The organism is Pseudoalteromonas sp. MBR-15, from assembly GCF_053628915.1.
In genome coordinates, this window is the sequence record NZ_JBRJHH010000003.1 from 267,067 (window position 1) to 288,458 (window position 21,392).

The window sequence follows — 21,392 nt, forward strand, 5'->3', positions numbered from 1 at the left end:
TTAAAGTGTTTGCTCCAGAATGCGAACAACTAATTGTTCAAAACTTGCACCATTGGCTTTAGCCGCCATTGGCACCAACGACTTTTCGGTCATGCCTGGGACTGTATTCACTTCTAATAAGTAAAAATTCCCCTGTTCATCACGCATTGCATCAACACGCCCCCAGCCACTCGCGCCAACTAAATCAAAGGCTTTAAGAGCCATATCTTGCAATAATTGTGTTTCTTGCTGAGATAAATCTGCAGGGCAATGGTACTGCGTGGTATTTGATTGATACTTAGCCTGATAGTCGTAAAAACCATTCGGTGTTGTCATTTCAATAACAGGCTGAACATCTTGACCTAAAACAGCGACGGTAAATTCACGACCCGTAATCCATTGCTCTACGAGTACTTGGCTGTCAAATTTAAAGGCCGCATTTAAAGCGGCATCTAACTGCTCAGCCGTATGCGCTTCAGCCATACCAATGCTTGACCCTTCGTGCGATGGCTTAACCATCACCTTACCAAATTCATTTATGATTGCTTGGCTATCAAACTCATGGCGGCTATCGACAACGGTGTAAGGTGCTGTGCTTAAGCCCATTGCTTTAAATAAATGCTTACAACGCACTTTATCCATAGCCAATGCAGAACCCAATACATCACTGCCAGTATAAGGAAGTCCCATAAATTCAAGCGCACCTTGAATCGTACCATCTTCACCGCCTCTGCCATGAAGTGCGATAAATACTCGTTCAATATTGCGCTCTTTTAATTGCCAAAGAGGCTGTTCTTTAGGATCAAATGCGATGGCATCAACGCCAACACTCTGCAATGCGTTCAATACGGCTTGGCCCGATTTAAGCGAGACTTCTCGTTCAGCTGATGTACCGCCAAAAAGAACTGCTACTTTGCCAAATTTGTCGCTTGTCTGGCTCATACATTTACCTGCTTAAGTTGTTCAATAGACAAGTTGCTTGCTGCTAACTTTTTCACTAATTGGCCTATGTTACCAGCGCCTTGCGTTAAAACTAAATCATTATCTTGCATTACATCAGCAAGCACACCTGCAAGCTCTGCACTGCTTGCTACATGCAATGGCTCTTTGCCGCGTTGGCGTAAACTACGACATAAACTCTTACTGTCGGCACCGACTATGGGCTCTTCACCTGCAGCATAAACATCAAGCAGTAATAACTGATCGACATCGGCAAGTACTTTAACGAAATCTTCGTATAAATCTCGAGTACGGCTATAACGATGCGGTTGGTACACCATGACTAACCGTTTATCTGGCCAGCCTTCACGTACAGCAGCAATGGTTGCGGCCACTTCAGATGGGTGATGCCCATAATCATCGACTAACATCACATTACCGCGTTCATTTTCAAATGTGCCGTAATGTTGAAAACGACGGCCTACACCTTCAAATTTTACCAGCGCTTCTAAAATTGCATTATTTGCAATATTTTGATCTTTTGCCACCGCAATCGCAGCGGTTGCATTTAATGCATTGTGCTTGCCTGGCATATTCAAGCTAACAGCTAAGCTTTCACCGTGTTTATTCACTACATTGAATGAACAGGTATTGGCTGTCTGGCTAAAATCAACCATGCGGTAATCAGCATCGGCCGATTCACCGTAGGTGATCACTGGGCGACCAAAACGAGGAATAAGCTCTGCAGCCACCTCAGAATCTATGCAAACAACCGCTAAACCGTAAAATGGCAAGTTATGAATAAAGTCGACATAGGTGTCTTTCATTTTCTCAAAACTGCCACCATAGGTATCCATATGATCTTCTTCGATATTCGTGATCACCGACACCATCGGCTGTAAGTGTAAAAACGACGCATCACTCTCATCGGCTTCGGCAATTAAAAAATCACTTTTCCCAACCTTTGCATTACTACCCGCACTGTTTAGCAGGCCGCCAATAATAAAAGTGGGATCAAGCCCTGCTTGTGCATAAATGCTCGCAATTAAACTTGTTGTCGTGGTTTTACCATGTGTTCCTGCCACGGCAATGCCATGACGAAAGCGCATTAATTCTGCAAGCATCTCTGCGCGGCGAACAATCGGAATACGCGCCGCTTTTGCTGCTTTAATTTCTGGATTTTGATCGTTAATCGCACTTGATACCACGACCACGCTGGCATCTTTGACATTATTTTCATCATGCCCGATAAACACTTCTGCGCCGACATGAATCAAGCGTTCTGTCATGGCACTGTGTGCGATATCTGAGCCGGTAATACGGTAGCCTTCAAAAGCAAGTACTTCGGCAATGCCACCCATCCCTGCGCCACCAATACCAATAAAGTGGATGGTGTCAATTCGACGCATCGCAGGACGAGTGCTGTTTTCTTTCATCGTGCTTTCTTTCACTACTTATCTCTTCTATTTGCTAGCTGCTCACAGCACTTCGCAACATTGGCTGTGGCATCTAAAATGGCAAGCTGTTTCGCTTTACTTGCCATAGTTGAAATTTTTTCTGGTGCGTTTAAGTAAGGTGATAACACATTCACAACCGCATCTTTTGTAAACTCACTTTGCGGCATCAGCAAAGCGGCTTGCGCGGCGACTAAATACCCTGCATTAGCCGTTTGATGGTCATCCACTGCATGTGGAAACGGCACAAATAGAGCCATTCGACCCGCCGCAGCGATTTCACTTACTGTCAATGCACCAGCACGGCAAATTACCAAATCGGCCCATTGATAAGCGCTATCCATATCATCAATAAATTCAGTCACTTTGCTAAAATCAGCTAACCCTAACTGTTGATAGCTCGCGGTGACATTAGGTTCATTATTTTTACCCGTTTGGTGCCATATATTAAGCGTTGTTTGCGCTGAAAGCTCACTGAATACAGCCGGTAAAGTCTGATTCAATACTTGCGCCCCCAGTGAACCACCGACCACTAGCACATTAATCGGCGTTTGCGTTTGCTTAGCCGTTACCGTCGCAACACTAGCGCGCACTGGGTTACCAACGATTTCACACTGCCCTTTAGCAAAAGCCGAAGGAAAAGCAGCCAAAACCTTATTCGCACACTTTGCTAACCAACGGTTACTCATACCTGCCACTGCATTCTGTTCATGAATAACCAGAGGGATCCCTAAGCTTTTTGCGGCAATTCCTGTTGGGCCTGTCACATAGCCGCCCATGGCGAGTACGACATCAGGCTTTTGCGCTTTTAAAATTTTACGCGCCTGCAAAATGGCATTTATCACCATAAAAGGGGCTTTAATCAAGCGCTTTATACCATTACCGCGCACACCTTTTACGTTAATAAAGTCAATTTCAATATTGTGTTTGGGCACAACATTGGCTTCCATTCTATCGGGTGTTCCAATCCAGCTTACCTGCCAACCTTGCTGCTTTAAAAAATCTGCAACCGCAATGCCAGGGAAAATATGCCCACCGGTGCCACCAGCAACTACAAGTAATTTTTTACTCATCGTTTGCCTCCGCGTGAGGTAGCTTGCTTTGTCGCCATTTTGGTTTCAAAATCAATTCGCAAAAGTACACCTGTTGCGATGGTCATAATTAATAAACTAGAACCACCGTACGAAATAAACGGCAAGGTTAAGCCTTTGGTCGGTAAGATCCCCGCACTTGCGCCGACATTTACCATGGTTTGAAAGGCAAACCAAATACCAATCGCAAAGGCAAAATAACCTTCATACTCTTTACCGCACTTCAACGCTTTTTGACCAATAAGCAAGGCTCTAAAAACAAATATTGCAAGCACCACTAAAATACTTAACACCCCAAAAAACCCTAGCTCTTCACCTATAACAGCGAAGATAAAGTCATTGTGTGCTTCGGGAAGGTACTGTAGCTTTTGCACACTATTACCTAAGCCTTGACCAAACCAACCACCTTGACTGTATGCCATTAGCGACTGTACTAATTGGTAACCTTTTCCGAACGGGTCTTCCCAAGGTTCAAGAAAGCCTGTAACACGTGCCATACGGTAAGGTTCAGCAATAATCAGCACGACTACCGCAGCAATCCCCGTTAATATAAGACCAAAGAATTGCCATAGTTTTGCACCCGCTAGAAAGAGCAAGCCCACCGTCGTAACAAACAGAACCACTACGGTACCTAAGTCAGGCTGCATCAATATCAATAAAGCATACACACCAAACACGGCTAACGGCTTAAAGAAGCCTTTCAGGTTTTCTTGCACTTCTGCGCGCTTACGCACTAAGTAGCCAGCAATATAACTAAAAAAATACAGCTTAGCGGCTTCTGCCACCTGAAAACCAATGGGTCCTACTGGTATCCAGCGCTTTGCACCATTAACCTCACGACCAACTATCAATACCAGTACCAGTAAAGCTAAGCCCAGCAAGAGTAAATAAGGGTTACTGCGTTTCCACCAATCCATTGGGACATTGGTGGCTATCCAGAATAGAAAAAAGCCCATAATTAAGAACATGCTATGGCGAATAATGATGTGATAAGGATTATCAAATAAACGCTCAGCGGTGGGCATCGATGCACTGGTCACCATCACAAAGCCAACCCCAATCAACATCAACATGCAATACATCAACGGCACATCATAAAGTTGTGCAGATTGTTTAGGTGTAAGCGCGTCACGAATATCAGCAAATGCAATCATACTGCCTCCGCCAATACGCACTGGGTAAAATCATCCCCACGCTGCATATAGTTGTTATACATATCTATGCTGGCACAAGCGGGGGCAAGTAATACGATATCGCCCTGATCACTCAGCTGTTTTGCAAGTAGCACTGCTTCATGCATGTTGCTAGTAAGGTGGCCTTTATCTGAAAGCGCCACTAATGCTTTTGCATCTTTACCAAAGCAGATCAAGGCTTTTACTTTGTCGTTCAAATACGGTTTTAGGGCATCTAAATCAGCCCCCTTCGCATCGCCACCGGCAATAACAACTAATTGCTTAGCTTGATCAGCTAGGCTTTCAATTGCGGCGATAGTCGCGCCAACATTCGTTGCTTTTGAGTCATTAAAATACTTTACACCACTAATTTCAGCGACAAACTGACACCGGTGCGCAAGTCCAGTAAAGGCACTAAATGCTTGCAGATAGTGCTCGGCTGTGATTTCAAATGGGCTTAATAACGCCATCACTGCCAATGCATTTTGTTGATTATGCGAACCCACAACATTTAAGCTGCTTACAGGTAACAGAGGCTTACCTTGTGCTGCAAAATATTGTTCACCCTGTTGATCAACTAAAGAGTAATCGGCATTACGAAGTGCAAAGCTTAACTGCGGCTGCTTTGCAGTGTGCGTTGCCGCATCAATGGCATTCACAACACAAAGCGCTGCGCCATTATAGATACGTTGCTTCGAGTCGATATAAGCTTGATAGCTTGGGTAGCGATCTAAATGATCTTCACTCACATTGAGTACACACGCACTGTGTGCTTTTAAGCTCTGGGTGGTATCAAGCTGAAAACTTGATAACTCAAGCACAAAAACATCGTAGTCATGCGCTAATAAATCAAGTACAGCTGTACCTATATTACCACCAAGGCCCACTTTATAACCCGCAGCTTTGAGTACCTCAAATGCCAGCGTCACCACGGTTGATTTTCCGTTTGACCCCGTCACTGCCACAATAGGCTTATCTGTTAAGCGCGCGAAGAGCTCAACATCGCCAATCACTTCTACCCCCGCAGCCATTGCTTTTGCGACTGTTGGCGTTGTTAAACTAAGCCCAGGGCTGATAATAATGATGTCAGTATTGCTAAGCGCTGCATTATCTAAATCACCAAAGTGGGTAACCAGCTCACTCGCATGCTCAGCTAGCCAATCAGCACCTGGCGGCTGCTCTCTGCTATCCACAACCTTTGGCTGAATATTCTGAGACAATAAAAAACGCACAATGCCCAGACCGGTTACACCGAGTCCGAGCACTGTTATGTGTTTATTTTTAATCTCGTTAATTACTGTCATTTACCTGATCTTCAATGTCGCAAGGCCCGCAAGCACGAGCACAATCGAAATAATCCAAAAGCGCACAATCACACGTGGTTCTGGCCATCCCTTTAACTCATAATGGTGATGAATAGGCGCCATTCTAAAAATGCGCTGCCCACGTAACTTATATGAACCGACTTGTAAAATTACCGATAAAGCTTCCATCACAAACACACCGCCCATAATAATGAGCACTAATTCTTGGCGAACTAATACCGCAATAATGCCCAGTGCGCCGCCAAGCGCAAGCGAGCCTACATCGCCCATAAATACTTGTGCTGGGTATGTGTTAAACCATAAGAAACCAAGCCCTGCCCCCACAATCGCGGTGCACACCACAACCAGTTCGCTTGCCAGCGGTAAATGAGGAATATGTAAGTAGCTAGAGAAATTCACGTTACCCGTTAAATAAGCAATAATGGCCAGAGCCGACGCGACTAAAATAGTCGGAACAATTGCTAAACCGTCAAGCCCATCCGTTAGGTTTACCGCGTTAGATGTGCCGACAATAACAAAATAAGTCATGACGATATAAAACAAGCCAAGTTGTGGCAGTACATCTTTAAAAAACGGCACTACTAACGATGTTTCAGTGCCTTGCTGCGCAGTAAAATAAAGTGCGCTTGCCACAACTAAGGCGATCACTGACTGCCAAAAGTACTTCCACTTAGCGATGAGACCTTTGGGGTCTTTACGAATTACTTTGCGATAGTCATCAATAAAGCCCACTACGCCTAATGATCCCACAACAAATAACGTTGCCCACACATATTTATTTGATAAATCAGCCCACAACAGCGTACTGGTAAAAATCGCACCAAGAATCAAAATTCCGCCCATAGTAGGCGTGCCTTTTTTAGACAGATGAGATTCCGGACCATCATGGCGAACCACTTGACCAATCTGCATTTTTTGTAAACCGCGAATAAGCTTAGGGCCATAATAAAGTGAAATAAGTAAGGCGGTTAAAATACCTAAAATCGCTCGCAGCGTCAGGTATGAAAACACATTAAAGCCGCTGTAATACTGTGTTAAATACTCTGCCAACCACACTAACATGACGTTACCCCATTGTTGCCATCTTGCTGGCTGTTAACTAAATCTGCTACCACAAGTTCCATACGAGAACTTCGCGATCCTTTCACTACAATGGTGGTCTTTTGCTGAGATTCAGCGAGCACACTTTGTAATTGTTGTAATAATTGCTCACGGCTTGAGAAATGACGGTTTGGCTTTTCAAAAACATCACTGGCCGACTTACTCAATACGCCAAGGCTGTAAAGTTCATCAATGCCCTTTTGCTGAGCATACTCACCCACTTGTTGGTGATAAAAACGTGCTTCTTCACCAAGTTCGCCCATATCACCCAAGGCGAAAATACGGCGTCCGGGCATATCGCTCAATAAATCAATGGCTGCTTTAACTGACTGCACATTTGCGTTGTAAGTATCATCAATTACCGTTAGCTTATCTGATACTTTCAGTACGTTAACACGTCCCTTTACTTCGCCCATGGATGCAAGCGCAGTTGCAATACTGTCTAAACTCACACCTAATTCAGTGGTTAACGCGGTAGCGATAAGCGCATTAGCAATATTGTGCTTACCAGGCAAAGCAAGCGTTACAGGGACTTTGTGCTCTGTTGTACACAGCATAAATGAAGCGCGCGCTTGTTCATCAAGCACTATATCTTCAGCCCAATAATCTAACTGTTGTGTGGTAGAAAAACGCTTTACTGTTCGGTGAGTCAGTTTATCTAACCAATGATCAGCAAAGTCGCTATCACAATTAACAATGGCAACCCCATCCGGTTTTAAGCCATCGTAAATTTCACCCTTCGCTGTCGCTACGCCTTGTAACGAGCCAAAACCTTCTAAGTGCGACGCGGCAACATTACACACAACAGCCACATCTGGTTTTGTCATGGCAACAGTGTAAGCAATCTCACCAATATGATTAGCACCCAATTCAATCACGGCATATTCATGCTGAGGCTCAAGGCGCAACAATGTTAGCGGCACACCAATATCGTTATTAAAGTTGCCTTTAGTCGAGAGCACTTCACCGTGGCCTGACAGAATTGCTGCACACATTTCTTTTACGGTCGTTTTACCAACACTGCCTGTTATTGCGATGGTTTTTGGTGAGACTTCTGCCATCACCGCCGCCCCAATATGACCCAGCGCAATGCGAGTATCTGAGACAACAAACTGCACAATATCAACGTTAACAGGGCGCGCAACAATGGCTGCAATCGCCCCTTTTTCTTTTGCTTGCGCTACAAATTTATGACCATCAAAGTTAGGCCCTTGTAATGCTAAAAATACTTCACCCTCGCACAGTGTGCGCGTGTCGGTATTTATATTTTTCACTTTGTGATTACCACCGTGGTAATCGGTTGCTAGAACTTGTGCTAGCCAATCAAAATCCATCGGGATCATAACTGCGCCCCTTGCGATTTTTCTTTTAGTTGTTGTTGTACATATTGGCGGTCGCAGAAGTCGATACGCTGATCGCCAATAATTTGATAGTCTTCATGGCCTTTGCCTGCAATAAGAATCACATCATCGGCATTTGCTTGCTCTATTGCATAACTAATTGCACGAGCACGGTCTGCTTCGCAGTGCGCGCGCTCTGGGTGCTCAAGTCCTGCGACCACGTCAGCAATAATTGCATTTGGGTCTTCACTGCGTGGGTTATCGCTGGTGACGATAATACGATCAGCATTACCTTCAGCCGCTTTTGCCATCATTGGACGCTTGCCTTTATCGCGGTCACCGCCACAGCCAAACACACAGCTCACGCCCCCAGGGACATGCTTTTGTAAAGCCTGCAATGCCAGTGCAAGTGCATCTGGTGTATGTGCATAGTCAACAATACAAGTTGGTTGACCCGGTGCGCTAAACGCTTGCATGCGCCCAGCAACCGGTTGCAATGATTTACATGCGTCTACTAACTGTGAAAGCGGGTAACCCATACCTAATAGCGTGGCCATTGCTGCTGCTAGGTTATAGAGGTTAAATTCACCAAATAATGCAGATTGCACCTCAGCGTGACCCCAGCTTGTTTCGAACGTTGCCGAAATACCGGTGTTGCTATAAACGACATCGCTAAAATAGACATAGCGTGCGCCTTTCGGTGCTAAATTTTTATGGCCATAACAAATTAGGTTCTTGAAGTCGTACTTTTCTAACCACTGTTCGACTTGTGCATCGTCTTGATTAAGCACAACAGTTTCTGGATTATGATCACGCAGCAACATCAATTTGGCATCGCCATACGCATCCATTGTGCCATGATAATCTAAGTGATCACGCGACAAATTGGTAAAAACGGCGGCTTTAAACTGACAATGATCAACGCGCTGTTGCACCAGACCATGCGATGAAACTTCCATTGCAACCACATTCATATGTTGATCACGTAGTTCAGATAAAATACGTTGTAAATCAACACTTGATGGAGTGGTATTGGCTAAGGGTGTTAGCTGTTCAGGGTGACCATAACCCAGCGTACCAATAACCGCTGCAGATTTATGGCATTGCTGCGCTAAATGCGCGATCATTGCCGTCGTTGTTGATTTGCCATTGGTGCCTGTTACGCCCACTAAATCTAACTCAGCAGAGGGCTGTTGGTAGAATGCAGCAGCGAGTGCTGGCAGCTTTTTAGCTAAGTCAGACACTAAGTAAAGTGGTTCGAAATGACTTTCAAACTCACATAAGCGATCAGCAATCACAGCAACCGCACCATTTTCAATGGCTTTCTTTATAAACTGGCCGCCATCAAGCTGATGGCCTTTAATTGCCACAAATACATCACCGGGATGAACATCGCGACTATCTAGACGCAGTTGATTGACTAATAAAGAATTAGCCTCTACGTCAATATGATTAAGAATGGGTTTTAAATCACGCATCGTTATCTTTGCCTTCCACGTACGCAACCGCATCTTTGTCCGGTGCGACGTTTAAAATTCTTAAGGCATTGGAGACAATCTCTGCAAATGCAGGACCTGCCGTCGCTCCGCCATAATAAACATCTCCACCCGGTTCATTTATCATTACCACAACAGCTAAACGAGGATTGCTGGCTGGCGCTATACCTGCAAAATAACCGACATATTCGTCACCATAACCACCCACAGCGGCCTTTTTAGAGGTCCCTGTTTTACCCGCTGCACGGTAGCCATCTACGTGAACTTTTTGTGCCGTACCGCCTTTTTCAAATACACTTTCCATCATGTGAACAACGGCTTCAACATCCTTTTGTTGAAAAACACGCTCGCCTTCAGGAATTGAATCTTGCTTCAGCACAGTCAAAGGACGCATAACGCCACCCGACCCTAACATGGCATAAAAACGCGCCATTTGTGCCGTGCTTACCGCTAAGTTATAACCAAACGATAAAGCGGCAATTTCGTGATCAGACCAACGACGGTGTGGATAAAATAAGCCACTACTTTCACCGACCATTCCGGTGCCGCTGTCACTGCCAAAGCCAACTTTTTCATAAAGGCCCACAAAATAGTCTTTCGGTACGGTTTGGCTGACCTTCGTCACACCCATATTACTTGAGTACTTTAAGATTTCTCTTAAGCTCATTTCGCCGTGATTACGCGTATCTTGTACTAAGCTCCCGCCAACGCGCATCCAGCCTGGGTAAGTATCAATAATTTCATCCGGTTGGATTGAGCCGTAGTCTAAACCAGCCAAAATGGCTAGTGGCTTAACAGTCGAACCCGGTTCAAACAAATCGGTAATGGCACGGTTACGGCGTTTGTGTGGTGCTGCGTCTGATAAATTATTCGGGTTGAATGAAGGGCTATTAACCATTGCCAGTACTTCACCGGTTTTTACATCTACGACCATAGCCGAGCCCGATGTTGCTTTGTAAGATAATACGGCTGACTTCACCGCTTTATAAGCAATGGCTTGAATACGTTGATCAATACTTAAATGGATATTCTCTGGTTCTACACGCTCACGCTCATCAAGTACTTCAACTTCGCGGCCTTGGGCATCTTTACGAATAGTACGCTGGCCTTCAACACCGGTTAGTTGTTGTTCGTATAGTTTTTCGATTCCTTCGATTCCATGACCGTCGATATTCGTAAAACCAATCACGTGCGCTGTCACTTCGCCAGCAGGGTAATAGCGTTTTGATTCGTCGAGTAAATGAATACCAGGCAAACGTAAATCACCAATATAATTAGCAACCGCAGGCGTTACCTGACGCTTTAAATATACAAATCGACGTTTCGGATTATCGCGCAGGCGCGCATTGATTTTAGTTGGCTCAATACGCAGTACATCCGCCAGCTCACGCCAACGAATATCATTGCTGTAATAAGCGGCAATGCGTCTATTTAATTCTGCGGTGTTCTCTGCCAGTGCATTTTGATCTTCACCATTTTTACGCGCTTGGCGAAGCACTTTGCTGACCAACGATTTATGCAAGGCTTTGGGGTCTGCATACACACTAACCACAGGCACACTTACCGCCAGCTCTTTGCCATTGCGATCAAAGATCATACCGCGTTGTACATGTTGTTTTTCAACACGTACTGTGCGTTTGTCACTTTCTGAACGCGCTTTGTCTGGTTCAATTACTTGCAAAAATGCGGCACGCGCTACCAGCGTCATAAAGACTAAAAATACAACCGAGCACACCAGCATAAAGCGCCATGTGATCAAGGTATTAGTTGGCTTTTTCCTTCTGCTTATCATTGCAGTATTACCACCTTTTCGTCTTGGCTGGTTGGCCGTTTCATTTCTAATTGCATGGTTGCAACTTCTTCGATACGTGCATGCTGTGAATAAAACTCTTCTTCTACCAACAAGTAGCGCCATTCAAGGTCTAGTTCATCACGCTCTTGCAATAACTTATCTTGTTCTATTAACTGTTGACGAGCTAAGTGAGTTACCTGCACGACACTCAAGCTCGATGCGAGAATCACAACCAACAAGGCCAAGGTCAGCTTATTAGCTCCTAGGCCTTTGAAAATCTCTACAAATAAATTTGGTTGGCGATGTGTCGCTTTTGCTTTCATTACAACCTCTGTGCAACCCTTAGCACCGAGCTGCGCGAACGAGGATTTAATTCAATTTCTTCCTTGCTCGGCTTAATGGCTTTACCCACTGCTTTTAACGTCAGGTTTTTATTTATTTGTGCATCTGTTAAAGGCAGACCTCTGGGTATCGCCTCTCCCTTACTCTGTTTCTTAATAAACTGCTTAACAATACGATCTTCGAGTGAGTGGAACGAAATAACCACCAGCCGTCCACCCGGCTTTAATACTTCAACAGCAGCTTGAAGCGCCGTTTGAATTTCTTCGAGCTCACTGTTGATATAAATTCGAATCGCCTGAAAGGTGCGTGTTGCAGGGTGCTTATGTTTATCTTTTACTGGCACGGCTTGATCAACTAAATCAGCCAATTGTTTGGTACTCGTAATCGGTGTGTGCTCGCGAGTTTCAATAATTTTATGAGCAATACGACGACCAAATTTTTCTTCACCAAAGGTTTTGATCACATGGGTAATGTCTTCAAGTTCCGCTTCGGCTAACCACTGTGCAGCACTGCGACCGCTGGTTGGGTCCATGCGCATATCAAGCGGGCCATCTTTCATGAAACTAAAACCGCGTTCTGCATCGTCTAGTTGAGGTGATGACACACCAATGTCTAATAAAATGCCATCGACTTTACCAATTAAGTCATTGTCTTCCGCCACCGTTTTTAAATTAGAAAAACGGGTATGGGCAATTGAAAAACGGGCATCATCAGCAAATTTTTCGGCAGCTTTAATAGCTTGCGGATCTTGGTCGATTGCTTGTAAGCGACCGTGATCATTTAGACGCGCTAAAATTTGTCCTGAGTGTCCACCGCGACCAAATGTGCCATCCATGTAAATACCTTCGGGCTTTATGTCCAAAGCATTTATGGTTTCTTCCATCAGTACAGAGACATGTTCAAATTGCGCTGTCATTAGCTATTTTTTGCCTTTTTTATTTGTGGTTAGAGTGAGAAATTATCGAATTCGGGATTCGCCTCAAAATCGCCTAGGCGTTCTATCTCAGTATCTTGGCGCATTTGTTCATGCCAACGATCTTCATCCCAAATCTCAAACTTATTCATCAAGCCAACCAACATGATTTTTTTTCCAAGTTCAGCATGTGCACGTAAAGACGGTGCAAGCAAAATTCGGCCATTTTTATCGAGTTGATACTCTGTAGCGTTACCAAGCAACATGCGTTGCATTCGGCGTGCACGTGGATTCATATTAGAAATTTTTAATAACCGCGCTTCAATTTCAAGCCACTCAGCCAACGGATATAACCACAAACAAGGCTCATTAAGTGCTACGGTGCAAATAACGGTGCCCTGATCTTCAGACAAGATCGCATCTCGGTACTTAGTCGGTACCGCAAAGCGTCCTTTATCATCCAAACTCAGAGAGCTCGCACCCCGAAACATAGCTTGCCTTAAAATTAGGTTGTAAATCGTTAACGATTATTACTGATCCAATTTGATCCACTAAAAACCACTTTTTACCACAGTGCTCCAGTTTAGGGCTTGACAAGCTATTTTGTCAAGTAAGCAGATCATCATAACTTGCTTGTAAAGCCAGAAAAAATAAGGCTTCAAGCAAAGCTACTGAATTACGTGGGAAAAAGTGGGAAACAAAGAAAAAAATCTTTTTTGCGGTTTTCTTGGCAAGCTATTGGGTAAAAATGGCTAATGAATGACCAATGAATAATTACAAATTAGTAGAATAAAATCGAATTCGGTAATTTTTACGCAATAACCCTGCAATAGTTACGGGTAATACCGACTTATATGAGCCATTAATTTCATAACAATCTGATATTAAATAATATTATTTGTTGGTACGAAGGTTGCGACAGTGTACTTACCAATTTAATGGCAATTTTTAAGGAATGATTATGACTACCGCAACAAACAAATCGAATTCAAGCACCACAAGCAGTGCAGATACGAAAGCGGCTCAAGTAGAGGCGCCATTTACTGAAAAAGCAACCGAAGCAGCGCATCATGCCGTTGATGCTCTATCATCACGTGCAGCAAGCGCTGAACACAGTGTTCGAGAGGGAGCTACTAATTCGGCAAAAACATTGTCTGAAAAACAAGCGGTTGCGCGTGAAAAAATAAATGAATACAGCGGCAAAACACGTCAACTAGCATCTGAAAACCCATTAGCGACAGCGGGTATTGCATTTGCAGCAGGTATGCTTGTGAGCGCACTAATCCGTCGTAATAAGTAACGATTATGCCGCACTCTCACCCTACTGATGAGAAAACGCAAGAAACCACTGATCAGCAACTCCATGCTGATCAGTGGCAAGATCATCTTGCCAAACTCACTGACTACACTAAACAGCTTTACGTTGATTACCGTCAACAAATGGGGATCTGCAAAGATTTAGCTGCTGCTGAATGGCGTTTGTCAATGCGTTCACTGGCACTCACCATAATATTGATCGTCTGTTTTGCTGGGGGATTGGTGTTACTTTGGGCTGGACTATTAGCATCCATCGGTCTTGCTATATTTAGTCTAAGTGAATCAATTTGGCTGTCAGCGGTGTCGCTGTTTACCATGCAAATACTTTGCTTAATTTGGCTGTGGAAAAATATTGGTTATATCAGCAGCAAAATTGGCTTTGATAAAACCATAACAAGTATTCGACAGTTACTAAACCTCAATAAGGAAGAATGATGTTTATTGATTACTTCATAAAAAAACCGCAGAAAAAGGTTAATAACTTAAGCCAGCAAATGGATTTACTCGATGAATTGAAACGCCAACATCACCAAGCATTTAATTATCGCTTAAAGCGATTCGCCGTTACTAAAGTCGGGCTTGCGAGTGCCTTTTCGGCGGGTGTAGGTTATGGGGCTTTAAAAAATGATGATCATCAGCATGGAAAACTCAAACAACTCAGTCAGTTTAGCTGGCTGTTACGACTGTTGTGATCTTTATCACAAAAAATACGCTTTTTACTTCTCATTTGTTAGTCTTTTCTTTACCGTGTAAATAAGTTTTGCGTGTTAACAGGATAACCTAATTGAAAAAACGGATTGTATTAACCGGTGGCCCCGGTGGCGGTAAAACAACAGCAATCGACTTATTACGACGCGAGTTCTCGAAACAAATTGTGGTAGTGCCTGAATCGGCAACCATGTTATTTGGCGGCGGAATAGAACGGGGTAATGCCCCTCACCTTGTAAAAGCTCACCAGCAAGCTATCTTCAGCTTACAGAAACACCTTGAACATATTCAACGTACTATGCACCCTGATCGTTTAATGCTGTGCGATCGTGGTAGCTTAGATGGTCTCGCATATTGGCCAGGTGATCAGGCGGAGTTTTTTCAATGCTTAGGAACCGATCTTCACACTGAGCTTAATCAATATGATGCTGTGATTTTTTTTGAAACCGCGGCCAAGTCAGGGCAAAGTATCCACAGTAACAACCCTGTTCGTAACGAGTCTGACCAGCAAGCAATTTTGCTAGATGATAAATTACAAGCAGTATGGTCGCAGCACCCGCATTTTAACCTCGTAAAAAGCGCTGAGTCGTTTATTCAAAAAGTCATGTTTGGTATTGACACTATTCGCGACGTAATGAAAGGGTATCAGTAGCAGCTCACATGAGCTGCTACTCTGAGTACTATAATTGGCCACGATTGTGCGCTCGGCCATAGTCTATATCGGGTCCTTTTGGCACTACTTGCGTCGGATTTATCATCGTATGGCTGAAGTAATAGTGACGTTTTATGTGGTAAAAATCGACCGTCTCACTCACCTTTTCAATTTGGTATAACTCGCGTAAATAATGACTAATTGCAGGGTAACTTTCGATGGTGCGTAAATTACATTTAAAATGACCCACATAAACACTGTCAAAGCGAATTAAGGTCGTGAATAAACGCCAATCAGCCTCTGTGAGAGTGTCGCCCACTAAGTAGCGATTATGAGTCAAACGCTGTTCAATTTTATCAAGAGCGGCAAACAAATCATCAAACGCTTCGGTGTACGCTTCTTGCGTTGTTGCAAAGCCTGCACGGTACACACCGTTATTGATATTGTGATAAACAAACTCGTTTATTTCATCAATTTCAGTACGTAGCGCTGCAGGGTAAAAATCGCGTTCATTGTTAGTAAGTTCATTGAATGCACTATTAAACATCCGAATAATCTCTGCAGACTCATTACTGACAATGCGCTGGGTCTGTTTATCCCAAAGTACAGGTACCGTCACTCTGCCAGAATAATCAGCTTTGTTACGCGTATAAATTTGATGCATGTAGTCGCTATCAAATAAAGCATCACCTGTGCTGTGATTATCTTTATCGAATGTCCACCCATGCTCTAGCATGTCAGGACTCACAACCGAGACACTAATGTAGTCTTCAAGGCCTTTTAAATGGCGAAAAATCAGCGTGCGATGAGCCCATGGGCACGCTAATGAAACATACAAGTGATACCGACCTTTCTCAGCCTTGAATCCCCCATCGCCACTTGCCCCTTTGCTACCATCAGCCGTTACCCAGTTACGCAACTGCGCTGATTCACGCTTAAATTCACCTTGGTTGTTGTCTGTGTCGTACCATTTATCTTGCCATTGGCCGTTTACAAGTAATCCCACGATAACCTCCTAGAGTGTGCCAAATTTACCTTGTTGATAATCTCTTACAGCCTGATGTAACTCTGCTTGCGTCGTCATAACAAAAGGTCCCATATGAGCAATCGGCTGCTTTAGTGGCTCGCCCGCAAGCACCAAAACACCCGCCCCCGTTTGCGAATTAAATTCAATGTCACTGCCAGGCTCTAAAATTAACAAGCTCCCCGCTTTAACAGGCCCTCCCTGTTCAGTGTTAATTTCTCCCGTGTGTATATACAACATGACTTTAGTTTGCTTAAGAGGCGCGTGTTTAAATTCAGTGCCGGCAGGCAAAGTCACATCAGCTAACATGCCATTAGCGGCTAAATCTTGTAAGCTTGAAACCTGCTCTTCACTGGCAAACTGCCAACTACCTGCAAGCGCTTTTAACTCAACCCCTTGATCATTACGAGTCACCGGTGCGGGGGCTTCTGTTGTATCTTGGTAACGCGGTGCTCTGAGCTTTTCTGCACTTGGCATATTTAACCAGATTTGGAATCCATGCATGCCTTCTTTTGCATCTGCTAACGGCATTTCACTGTGGATCACACCAAAGCCAGTACTCATCCATTGCACATCACCTGCACGAATCGCTTTTTTGTTACCCATTTGATCTTGGTGCTCAAACCCTCCTTTAATAATATAAGTGAAGGTTTCAATGCCACGATGAGGGTGTGCAGGAAAGCCCCCCATAAAATCACTGTGATCGTCAGACTTAAGCTCATCGATCATTAAAAAAGGATCTAAGTATTTTCCATCAAAGCCTGGGATACGGCTAATATTGACACCATCACCATCTTGAGTGGCATGGCTATTTAATTGTTGAATCACTTTCATAACGTTACTCCCGTAAATCATATGAAATGATTGTAGACGCCAATTTAACTAACAACCATGCGTAAAATTAGCGCCAATCGTTCTATTCAGAAGAATGTTTAGTCTGTTGTGTCATCAATGTATCTGCTACGGTTGCTCCGCGCTCTCCGACTTCTTTTTCGGGGCCGACTGTACTATCAATGACCGTTTGCTGTTCAGCACTGGCATTAATTGCCGCCCCAAAAATAATGATATAAGCACTGATATAAAGCCACATCAGCATAATAACCACGCCCCCTAAAGAGCCATAGGTTTCGTTATAACGTGCAAATTGCGAGACATAAAATGAAAAACCAACCGATGCCACGATCCATAATACTGTCGCGATCATTGAACCCGGTGTGATCCAACGCCACTTAGCAGGGTTTCGATGAGGTGCGTAGCGGTATAAAAATGCCAATGCACCGTTAAAAATGATTGCCAGCAGCGGCCAAGTTATCAGCGTGATCATTAAATCGATTAACTCTGTTAGGCCAACCAGATTAAGCACAATAGGTAAAATACCAATAATTAATAACGCCACGAGAGCGACGATTATGGCGCCCAACGAAAATAAAAAACGGACCAGTAACGCCACAAAAAATTGCCGCTTGTTATGCTGATGGTATGTAATATTACAGGCCGTGATCAGCGCTTGGCAGCCCTTACTGCTACTCCAGACTGTTAACAATAAAGTGCCTATAGCACTCATACTCAAGACTTTTTGCGATTGCTGCGTCACTTCACTCACTTGCAGTAAAATAATATCGCGACTACTGGCAGGTAAAATTGCAATCACTTTAGATAACTGCTCATGAATGTCCGTTGGTGAAGCAAAATAGACATAAATAGACACAATGGCAGCCAGTGCAGGAAAGATTGCTAGCAGTGCATAAAATGCGACACCTGCCGCAACAAACGATAAATTATCTTGTGATAAATTATGATATACCCGTTTGCTTATATCCCACCAACCTCGTAATGGGATTTCCAGCGGCGAGCGAGCCTGAAAACCGCGATTGCCCTGAGACATATTCTTCCTCACTTTCTACTTAGCTTAAGGTGTCGTTGCAAACTACTTGCCACTAATAATGGCGCCTAACTTGCATTGAGCTACGCTTATAACTGCCCGGCTATAATCCATGGAGTGGTGCAATGAATTTTTATTTATATCTTACTAATCAAGTAACTAATTTAATCACACCCACACTATCAACCACGACGTCGACGCCAATTGAAAGCCTTACGTGGTACGATTTAAACTCACAAGTTACGCAGTTTTTACACACTGCTTGGCAAATGTTACCGGCTCTCACACTCGGTATTGTCGCCATTATTATTTGCTACTTACTGGCTCGCCCTTTGTCATATGTACTGATTAAACCACTGGGTTTTGTGAGTGAAAGTAAGCTTTTACATGTCGTTACACGGCGCTTTTTTAGCATCGTTATTATTTTGTTTGGGGTGTACTTATTTTTACGTCTTGCAGGGCTAACCAGTTTTGCCGTCGCTATCATGAGTGGTACAGGATTGGTGGGCTTGATCCTTGGCTTTGCATTTCGTGATATCGCCGAAAATTTTATCTCGAGTATGCTACTCAGCGTACAGCGACCGTTTCGAATTGACGATGTAATAGAAGTAGATGGCCGCTTAGGGGTAGTAAAAAAAGTCACAGCTCGCGCCACTACTTTGGTGGATTTTGATGGTAATCATATTCAAATACCGAATGCTACCGTCTATAAAAATGTCATTAAAAACCTTACTGCGAACCCCAAAATGCGCGGCCATTTTACAGTAGGCATTGGCTACGATAATGACATTCGCTATGCTCAGCAATTAGCCATGCAAGTCGTAAGTCAAAACCCTGCTGTTATTAATGATCCCCCCAGTCAGGTTCTGATTGAATCGCTTGGATCTGCCACACTTAATTTAACCATTTATTTTTGGGTAAACAGCAGTGAACATAGCACGGTTAAAGTGGCATCTCAGCTAATGCGAATGTTAGTAAACACCTATTTAGCAGAAAAAATTAGTATGCCAGATGTTGCTCGCGAACGAATTATTTTAAATACCGATGCCGAGCACACCAGTCATCACACCACTTCACCCCCACAAACATCAAACACTCTCGACGACCATAGCTTGGATGATATAAGTAGTGATGCAGATGATATTCGTGAACAAGCCGATCAATCTCGCGATCCAGAGCAAGGCAGTAATATTATTTAATATTTATCCTGTAAATTAAATACATCTATTAAATCAAGATTGAACTGTATTAGCTGTATGTATTATTGCGGACATGCAGCAGTTTTGATTACCTGTTAACTTTTGTAATTGTCTTTCAATTAAGATAAAAAGAAACAACTGACACATACTCTTAATAATAATCTCAGTGAGTTAAGTATTGATATGACGATAGATAGACGACGTTTTTTAAAATCTGCCGCAGCCATTACCGCCGCGACAGTCGTGACTGGCTGTGCGAAAAGCCAACAAGGTGATAATCAAAGCACACCACTTGCTTCACAAGGTAAAAGCGTAATGGGCTTAGCTGTGCCTGCGATGGATGTGGTACGTGTTGGTTTTATTGGCGTTGGTCAACGTGGTAGCGGCCATGTAAAACACCTTTGCCACATTGAAGGTGTTGAAATTAAAGCTATCTGTGACACAGATCAGCTAATGCTCGAGAAATCAATTAACTATGTTGTTGAAAAAGGCTTACCTAAACCAACTGCTTACACGGGTTCTGATAAAGCCTATTTAGACATGCTGGCTCGCAATGACATCGACATCGTGATCATTTCAACACCTTGGCGTTGGCACACACCAATGAGTGTTGAAACCATGGAAAGTGGTAAACATGCCTTTGTTGAAGTTCCCGCAGCAACCACAATGGAAGAGTGCTGGCAACTAGTAAACACCGCTGAGCGCACTCAAAAGAACTGCATGATGATGGAAAACGTTAACTACGGCCGTGACGAGTTAATGGTTCTAAACATGGTTCGTAAAGGCGTATTTGGCGAGTTACTGCATGGTGAAGCCGCTTATATTCATGACCTGCGTTGGCAAATGAAAGAAATTGACCGCAGTACCGGCTCATGGCGTACTTACTGGCATACAAAAGTAAACGGTAACTTATACCCCACTCATGGCTTAGGCCCCGTTTCTCAATATATGAACATCAACCGGGGTGATCGCTTTGATTTCGTAACATCAGTCAGCTCACCTGCACTTGGCCGTGCAGCCTACGCAGAACGTGAATTTCCTGCAGGCCACGAACGTCGTTCACTGAAATTTACTGCTGGCGACATGAACACCAGCATTATTAAAACAGTGAAAGGCCGAAGCATTATGGTTCAGCACGACACCACAAGCCCACGCCCGTACAGCCGCCATAACCTAATTCAAGGTACTAATGGGACATTTGCAGGTTTTCCTAACCGCATTGCCCTAGAAGATGTACCACCAGCCATTGCAAAAATCTACCAGCAGCAATATGAAGCTGAAGTAGCTGCATGGGAAAGTGCGGGCTCACAAGGTCGTAAACCACATATGCAAAATTTCCATAGCTGGGATCACGATATGGAAAAATGGCGTGCAGAGTTTGATCATCCATTATGGCAACGTATGGGTGAAGAAGCCGTTCGCAACGGTGGTCACGGCGGCATGGATTTCATAATGTTATGGCGCATGATTTACTGCTTGCGTAACAATGAACCACTGGATCAAGATGTTTACGATGCTGCAGCCTGGTCATCAATCTTCCCACAAAGTATGGCATCGGTTGCAGACAGAAGTAACAGCAAAACGATACCAGACTTTACCCGTGGCGCTTGGCAAACAGGTAAGCCACTCGGGATTGTGTCTTAACAACTTACATGCAAAAGCCCGC

At 43.9% G+C, this 21,392-nt stretch carries 21 protein-coding genes; 6 read left to right on the top strand and 15 right to left on the bottom strand.

What is annotated here, in order from left to right; genetic code table 11:
- The 12 genes from ACSSVW_RS06240 to mraZ are packed head-to-tail and all read right to left on the bottom strand — an operon-like array spanning position 1 to position 13,435.
- Complete coding sequence (locus ACSSVW_RS06240) at positions 1 to 921, bottom strand: D-alanine--D-alanine ligase (RefSeq protein ID WP_074988827.1); 921 nt, start codon at positions 919 to 921, stop codon at positions 1 to 3.
- Positions 918 to 2,354 (bottom strand): UDP-N-acetylmuramate--L-alanine ligase, encoded by a 1,437-nt coding sequence (murC, locus tag ACSSVW_RS06245; protein ID WP_206770699.1) that lies wholly within the window; start codon positions 2,352 to 2,354, stop codon positions 918 to 920. Before murC ends, ACSSVW_RS06240 begins: the two co-directional genes overlap by 4 nt.
- 14 nt (positions 2,355 to 2,368) lie before the next feature.
- A complete protein-coding gene (gene murG / locus ACSSVW_RS06250) occupies positions 2,369 to 3,445 on the bottom strand; it encodes an undecaprenyldiphospho-muramoylpentapeptide beta-N-acetylglucosaminyltransferase (protein WP_036971193.1) in 1,077 nt (358 codons plus the stop codon).
- Positions 3,442 to 4,617, bottom strand: coding sequence for a cell division protein FtsW (gene ftsW / locus ACSSVW_RS06255; RefSeq protein ID WP_036971195.1), 1,176 nt, complete (start codon positions 4,615 to 4,617; stop codon positions 3,442 to 3,444). The genes murG and ftsW overlap by 4 nt, the downstream gene beginning before the upstream one ends.
- Positions 4,614 to 5,939: a UDP-N-acetylmuramoyl-L-alanine--D-glutamate ligase gene (gene murD, locus ACSSVW_RS06260; RefSeq protein WP_454179026.1), complete on the bottom strand. Its 1,326-nt coding sequence runs from the start codon at positions 5,937 to 5,939 to the stop codon at positions 4,614 to 4,616. The genes ftsW and murD overlap by 4 nt, the downstream gene beginning before the upstream one ends.
- The gene (gene mraY, locus ACSSVW_RS06265) at positions 5,940 to 7,022 is read right to left on the bottom strand and encodes a phospho-N-acetylmuramoyl-pentapeptide-transferase (RefSeq protein ID WP_036971198.1); all 1,083 of its coding nucleotides are present in this window, start codon (positions 7,020 to 7,022) and stop codon (positions 5,940 to 5,942) included.
- Positions 7,016 to 8,404, bottom strand: a complete 1,389-nt coding sequence (locus tag ACSSVW_RS06270) for a UDP-N-acetylmuramoyl-tripeptide--D-alanyl-D-alanine ligase (RefSeq protein WP_454179027.1) — start codon at positions 8,402 to 8,404, stop codon at positions 7,016 to 7,018. The genes mraY and ACSSVW_RS06270 overlap by 7 nt, the downstream gene beginning before the upstream one ends.
- The gene (gene murE, locus ACSSVW_RS06275; protein WP_454179029.1) at positions 8,401 to 9,879 is read right to left on the bottom strand and encodes a UDP-N-acetylmuramoyl-L-alanyl-D-glutamate--2,6-diaminopimelate ligase; all 1,479 of its coding nucleotides are present in this window, start codon (positions 9,877 to 9,879) and stop codon (positions 8,401 to 8,403) included. The genes ACSSVW_RS06270 and murE overlap by 4 nt, the downstream gene beginning before the upstream one ends.
- On the bottom strand, positions 9,872 to 11,689 hold the full coding sequence (locus tag ACSSVW_RS06280) for a penicillin-binding transpeptidase domain-containing protein (RefSeq protein ID WP_036971205.1): 1,818 nt from the start codon (positions 11,687 to 11,689) through the stop codon (positions 9,872 to 9,874). Before ACSSVW_RS06280 ends, murE begins: the two co-directional genes overlap by 8 nt.
- Positions 11,686 to 12,012, bottom strand: a complete 327-nt coding sequence (gene ftsL, locus ACSSVW_RS06285) for a cell division protein FtsL (protein ID WP_065978166.1) — start codon at positions 12,010 to 12,012, stop codon at positions 11,686 to 11,688. Before ftsL ends, ACSSVW_RS06280 begins: the two co-directional genes overlap by 4 nt.
- Complete coding sequence (gene rsmH, locus ACSSVW_RS06290) at positions 12,012 to 12,947, bottom strand: 16S rRNA (cytosine(1402)-N(4))-methyltransferase RsmH (protein ID WP_036971210.1); 936 nt, start codon at positions 12,945 to 12,947, stop codon at positions 12,012 to 12,014. Before rsmH ends, ftsL begins: the two co-directional genes overlap by 1 nt.
- Positions 12,948 to 12,976: 29 nt before the next feature.
- The gene (mraZ, locus tag ACSSVW_RS06295) at positions 12,977 to 13,435 is read right to left on the bottom strand and encodes a division/cell wall cluster transcriptional repressor MraZ (RefSeq protein ID WP_065978167.1); all 459 of its coding nucleotides are present in this window, start codon (positions 13,433 to 13,435) and stop codon (positions 12,977 to 12,979) included.
- Positions 13,436 to 13,905: 470 nt separating this feature from the next.
- Here mraZ and ACSSVW_RS06300 point away from each other — a divergent pair, with 470 nt between their 5' ends.
- The 4 genes from ACSSVW_RS06300 (at position 13,906) to ACSSVW_RS06315 (ending at position 15,621) form a co-directional block, all read left to right on the top strand.
- Positions 13,906 to 14,244 (top strand): DUF883 domain-containing protein, encoded by a 339-nt coding sequence (locus ACSSVW_RS06300; protein ID WP_074988822.1) that lies wholly within the window; start codon positions 13,906 to 13,908, stop codon positions 14,242 to 14,244.
- Positions 14,245 to 14,249: 5 nt separating this feature from the next.
- Complete coding sequence (locus tag ACSSVW_RS06305) at positions 14,250 to 14,696, top strand: hypothetical protein (RefSeq protein WP_454179030.1); 447 nt, start codon at positions 14,250 to 14,252, stop codon at positions 14,694 to 14,696.
- The gene (locus ACSSVW_RS06310; protein WP_371915648.1) at positions 14,693 to 14,953 is read left to right on the top strand and encodes a hypothetical protein; all 261 of its coding nucleotides are present in this window, start codon (positions 14,693 to 14,695) and stop codon (positions 14,951 to 14,953) included. The genes ACSSVW_RS06305 and ACSSVW_RS06310 overlap by 4 nt, the downstream gene beginning before the upstream one ends.
- A gap of 92 nt (positions 14,954 to 15,045) precedes the next feature.
- A complete protein-coding gene (locus tag ACSSVW_RS06315) occupies positions 15,046 to 15,621 on the top strand; it encodes an AAA family ATPase (RefSeq protein WP_074988821.1) in 576 nt (191 codons plus the stop codon).
- A gap of 28 nt (positions 15,622 to 15,649) precedes the next feature.
- On the opposite strand, the gene ACSSVW_RS06320 is transcribed toward ACSSVW_RS06315, so the two are convergent.
- The 3 genes from ACSSVW_RS06320 to ACSSVW_RS06330 all read right to left on the bottom strand — a co-directional run bounded on the left by ACSSVW_RS06320 (position 15,650) and on the right by ACSSVW_RS06330 (position 18,530).
- Entirely contained in the window at positions 15,650 to 16,627 is a 978-nt protein-coding gene (locus ACSSVW_RS06320; RefSeq protein ID WP_074988820.1) for a glutathione S-transferase family protein, read from the bottom strand.
- Positions 16,628 to 16,636: 9 nt separating this feature from the next.
- Positions 16,637 to 17,479 carry a pirin family protein gene (locus ACSSVW_RS06325; RefSeq protein WP_036971229.1) on the bottom strand — a complete coding sequence of 281 codons (843 nt, stop codon included), beginning with the start codon at positions 17,477 to 17,479 and terminating at the stop codon, positions 16,637 to 16,639.
- Positions 17,480 to 17,561: 82 nt separating this feature from the next.
- Positions 17,562 to 18,530: a YihY/virulence factor BrkB family protein gene (locus ACSSVW_RS06330; protein WP_421419269.1), complete on the bottom strand. Its 969-nt coding sequence runs from the start codon at positions 18,528 to 18,530 to the stop codon at positions 17,562 to 17,564.
- A 122-nt stretch (positions 18,531 to 18,652) separates the two neighbouring features.
- On the opposite strand from ACSSVW_RS06330, the gene ACSSVW_RS06335 reads away from it, so the two are divergent.
- Positions 18,653 to 19,726, top strand: coding sequence for a mechanosensitive ion channel family protein (locus ACSSVW_RS06335; protein WP_454179031.1), 1,074 nt, complete (start codon positions 18,653 to 18,655; stop codon positions 19,724 to 19,726).
- Positions 19,727 to 19,909: 183 nt separating this feature from the next.
- Positions 19,910 to 21,370, top strand: a complete 1,461-nt coding sequence (locus tag ACSSVW_RS06340) for a Gfo/Idh/MocA family protein (RefSeq protein ID WP_075594468.1) — start codon at positions 19,910 to 19,912, stop codon at positions 21,368 to 21,370.
- Positions 21,371 to 21,392 lie beyond the last annotated feature (22 nt).

Excerpts from the sequence above, each read along its gene's own strand:
- ftsL (WP_065978166.1), bottom strand. The coding sequence starts at position 12,012 with ATGAAAGCAAAAGCGACACATCGCCAACCAAATTTATTTGTAGAGATT.
- rsmH (WP_036971210.1), bottom strand. The coding sequence starts at position 12,947 with ATGACAGCGCAATTTGAACATGTCTCTGTACTGATGGAAGAAACCATA.
- ACSSVW_RS06335 (WP_454179031.1), top strand. The coding sequence starts at position 18,653 with ATGAATTTTTATTTATATCTTACTAATCAAGTAACTAATTTAATCACA.
- mraY (WP_036971198.1), bottom strand. The coding sequence starts at position 7,022 with ATGTTAGTGTGGTTGGCAGAGTATTTAACACAGTATTACAGCGGCTTT.
- ACSSVW_RS06280 (WP_036971205.1), bottom strand. The coding sequence starts at position 11,689 with ATGATAAGCAGAAGGAAAAAGCCAACTAATACCTTGATCACATGGCGC.
- ACSSVW_RS06340 (WP_075594468.1), top strand. The coding sequence starts at position 19,910 with ATGACGATAGATAGACGACGTTTTTTAAAATCTGCCGCAGCCATTACC.
- murD (WP_454179026.1), bottom strand. The coding sequence starts at position 5,939 with ATGACAGTAATTAACGAGATTAAAAATAAACACATAACAGTGCTCGGA.
- murE (WP_454179029.1), bottom strand. The coding sequence starts at position 9,879 with ATGCGTGATTTAAAACCCATTCTTAATCATATTGACGTAGAGGCTAAT.
- mraZ (WP_065978167.1), bottom strand. The coding sequence starts at position 13,435 with ATGTTTCGGGGTGCGAGCTCTCTGAGTTTGGATGATAAAGGACGCTTT.
- ACSSVW_RS06330 (WP_421419269.1), bottom strand. The coding sequence starts at position 18,530 with ATGTCTCAGGGCAATCGCGGTTTTCAGGCTCGCTCGCCGCTGGAAATC.
- ACSSVW_RS06300 (WP_074988822.1), top strand. The coding sequence starts at position 13,906 with ATGACTACCGCAACAAACAAATCGAATTCAAGCACCACAAGCAGTGCA.
- ACSSVW_RS06310 (WP_371915648.1), top strand. The coding sequence starts at position 14,693 with ATGATGTTTATTGATTACTTCATAAAAAAACCGCAGAAAAAGGTTAAT.
- murC (WP_206770699.1), bottom strand. The coding sequence starts at position 2,354 with ATGAAAGAAAACAGCACTCGTCCTGCGATGCGTCGAATTGACACCATC.
- ftsW (WP_036971195.1), bottom strand. The coding sequence starts at position 4,617 with ATGATTGCATTTGCTGATATTCGTGACGCGCTTACACCTAAACAATCT.
- ACSSVW_RS06325 (WP_036971229.1), bottom strand. The coding sequence starts at position 17,479 with ATGAAAGTGATTCAACAATTAAATAGCCATGCCACTCAAGATGGTGAT.
- ACSSVW_RS06240 (WP_074988827.1), bottom strand. The coding sequence starts at position 921 with ATGAGCCAGACAAGCGACAAATTTGGCAAAGTAGCAGTTCTTTTTGGC.
- ACSSVW_RS06305 (WP_454179030.1), top strand. The coding sequence starts at position 14,250 with ATGCCGCACTCTCACCCTACTGATGAGAAAACGCAAGAAACCACTGAT.
- murG (WP_036971193.1), bottom strand. The coding sequence starts at position 3,445 with ATGAGTAAAAAATTACTTGTAGTTGCTGGTGGCACCGGTGGGCATATT.
- ACSSVW_RS06270 (WP_454179027.1), bottom strand. The coding sequence starts at position 8,404 with ATGATCCCGATGGATTTTGATTGGCTAGCACAAGTTCTAGCAACCGAT.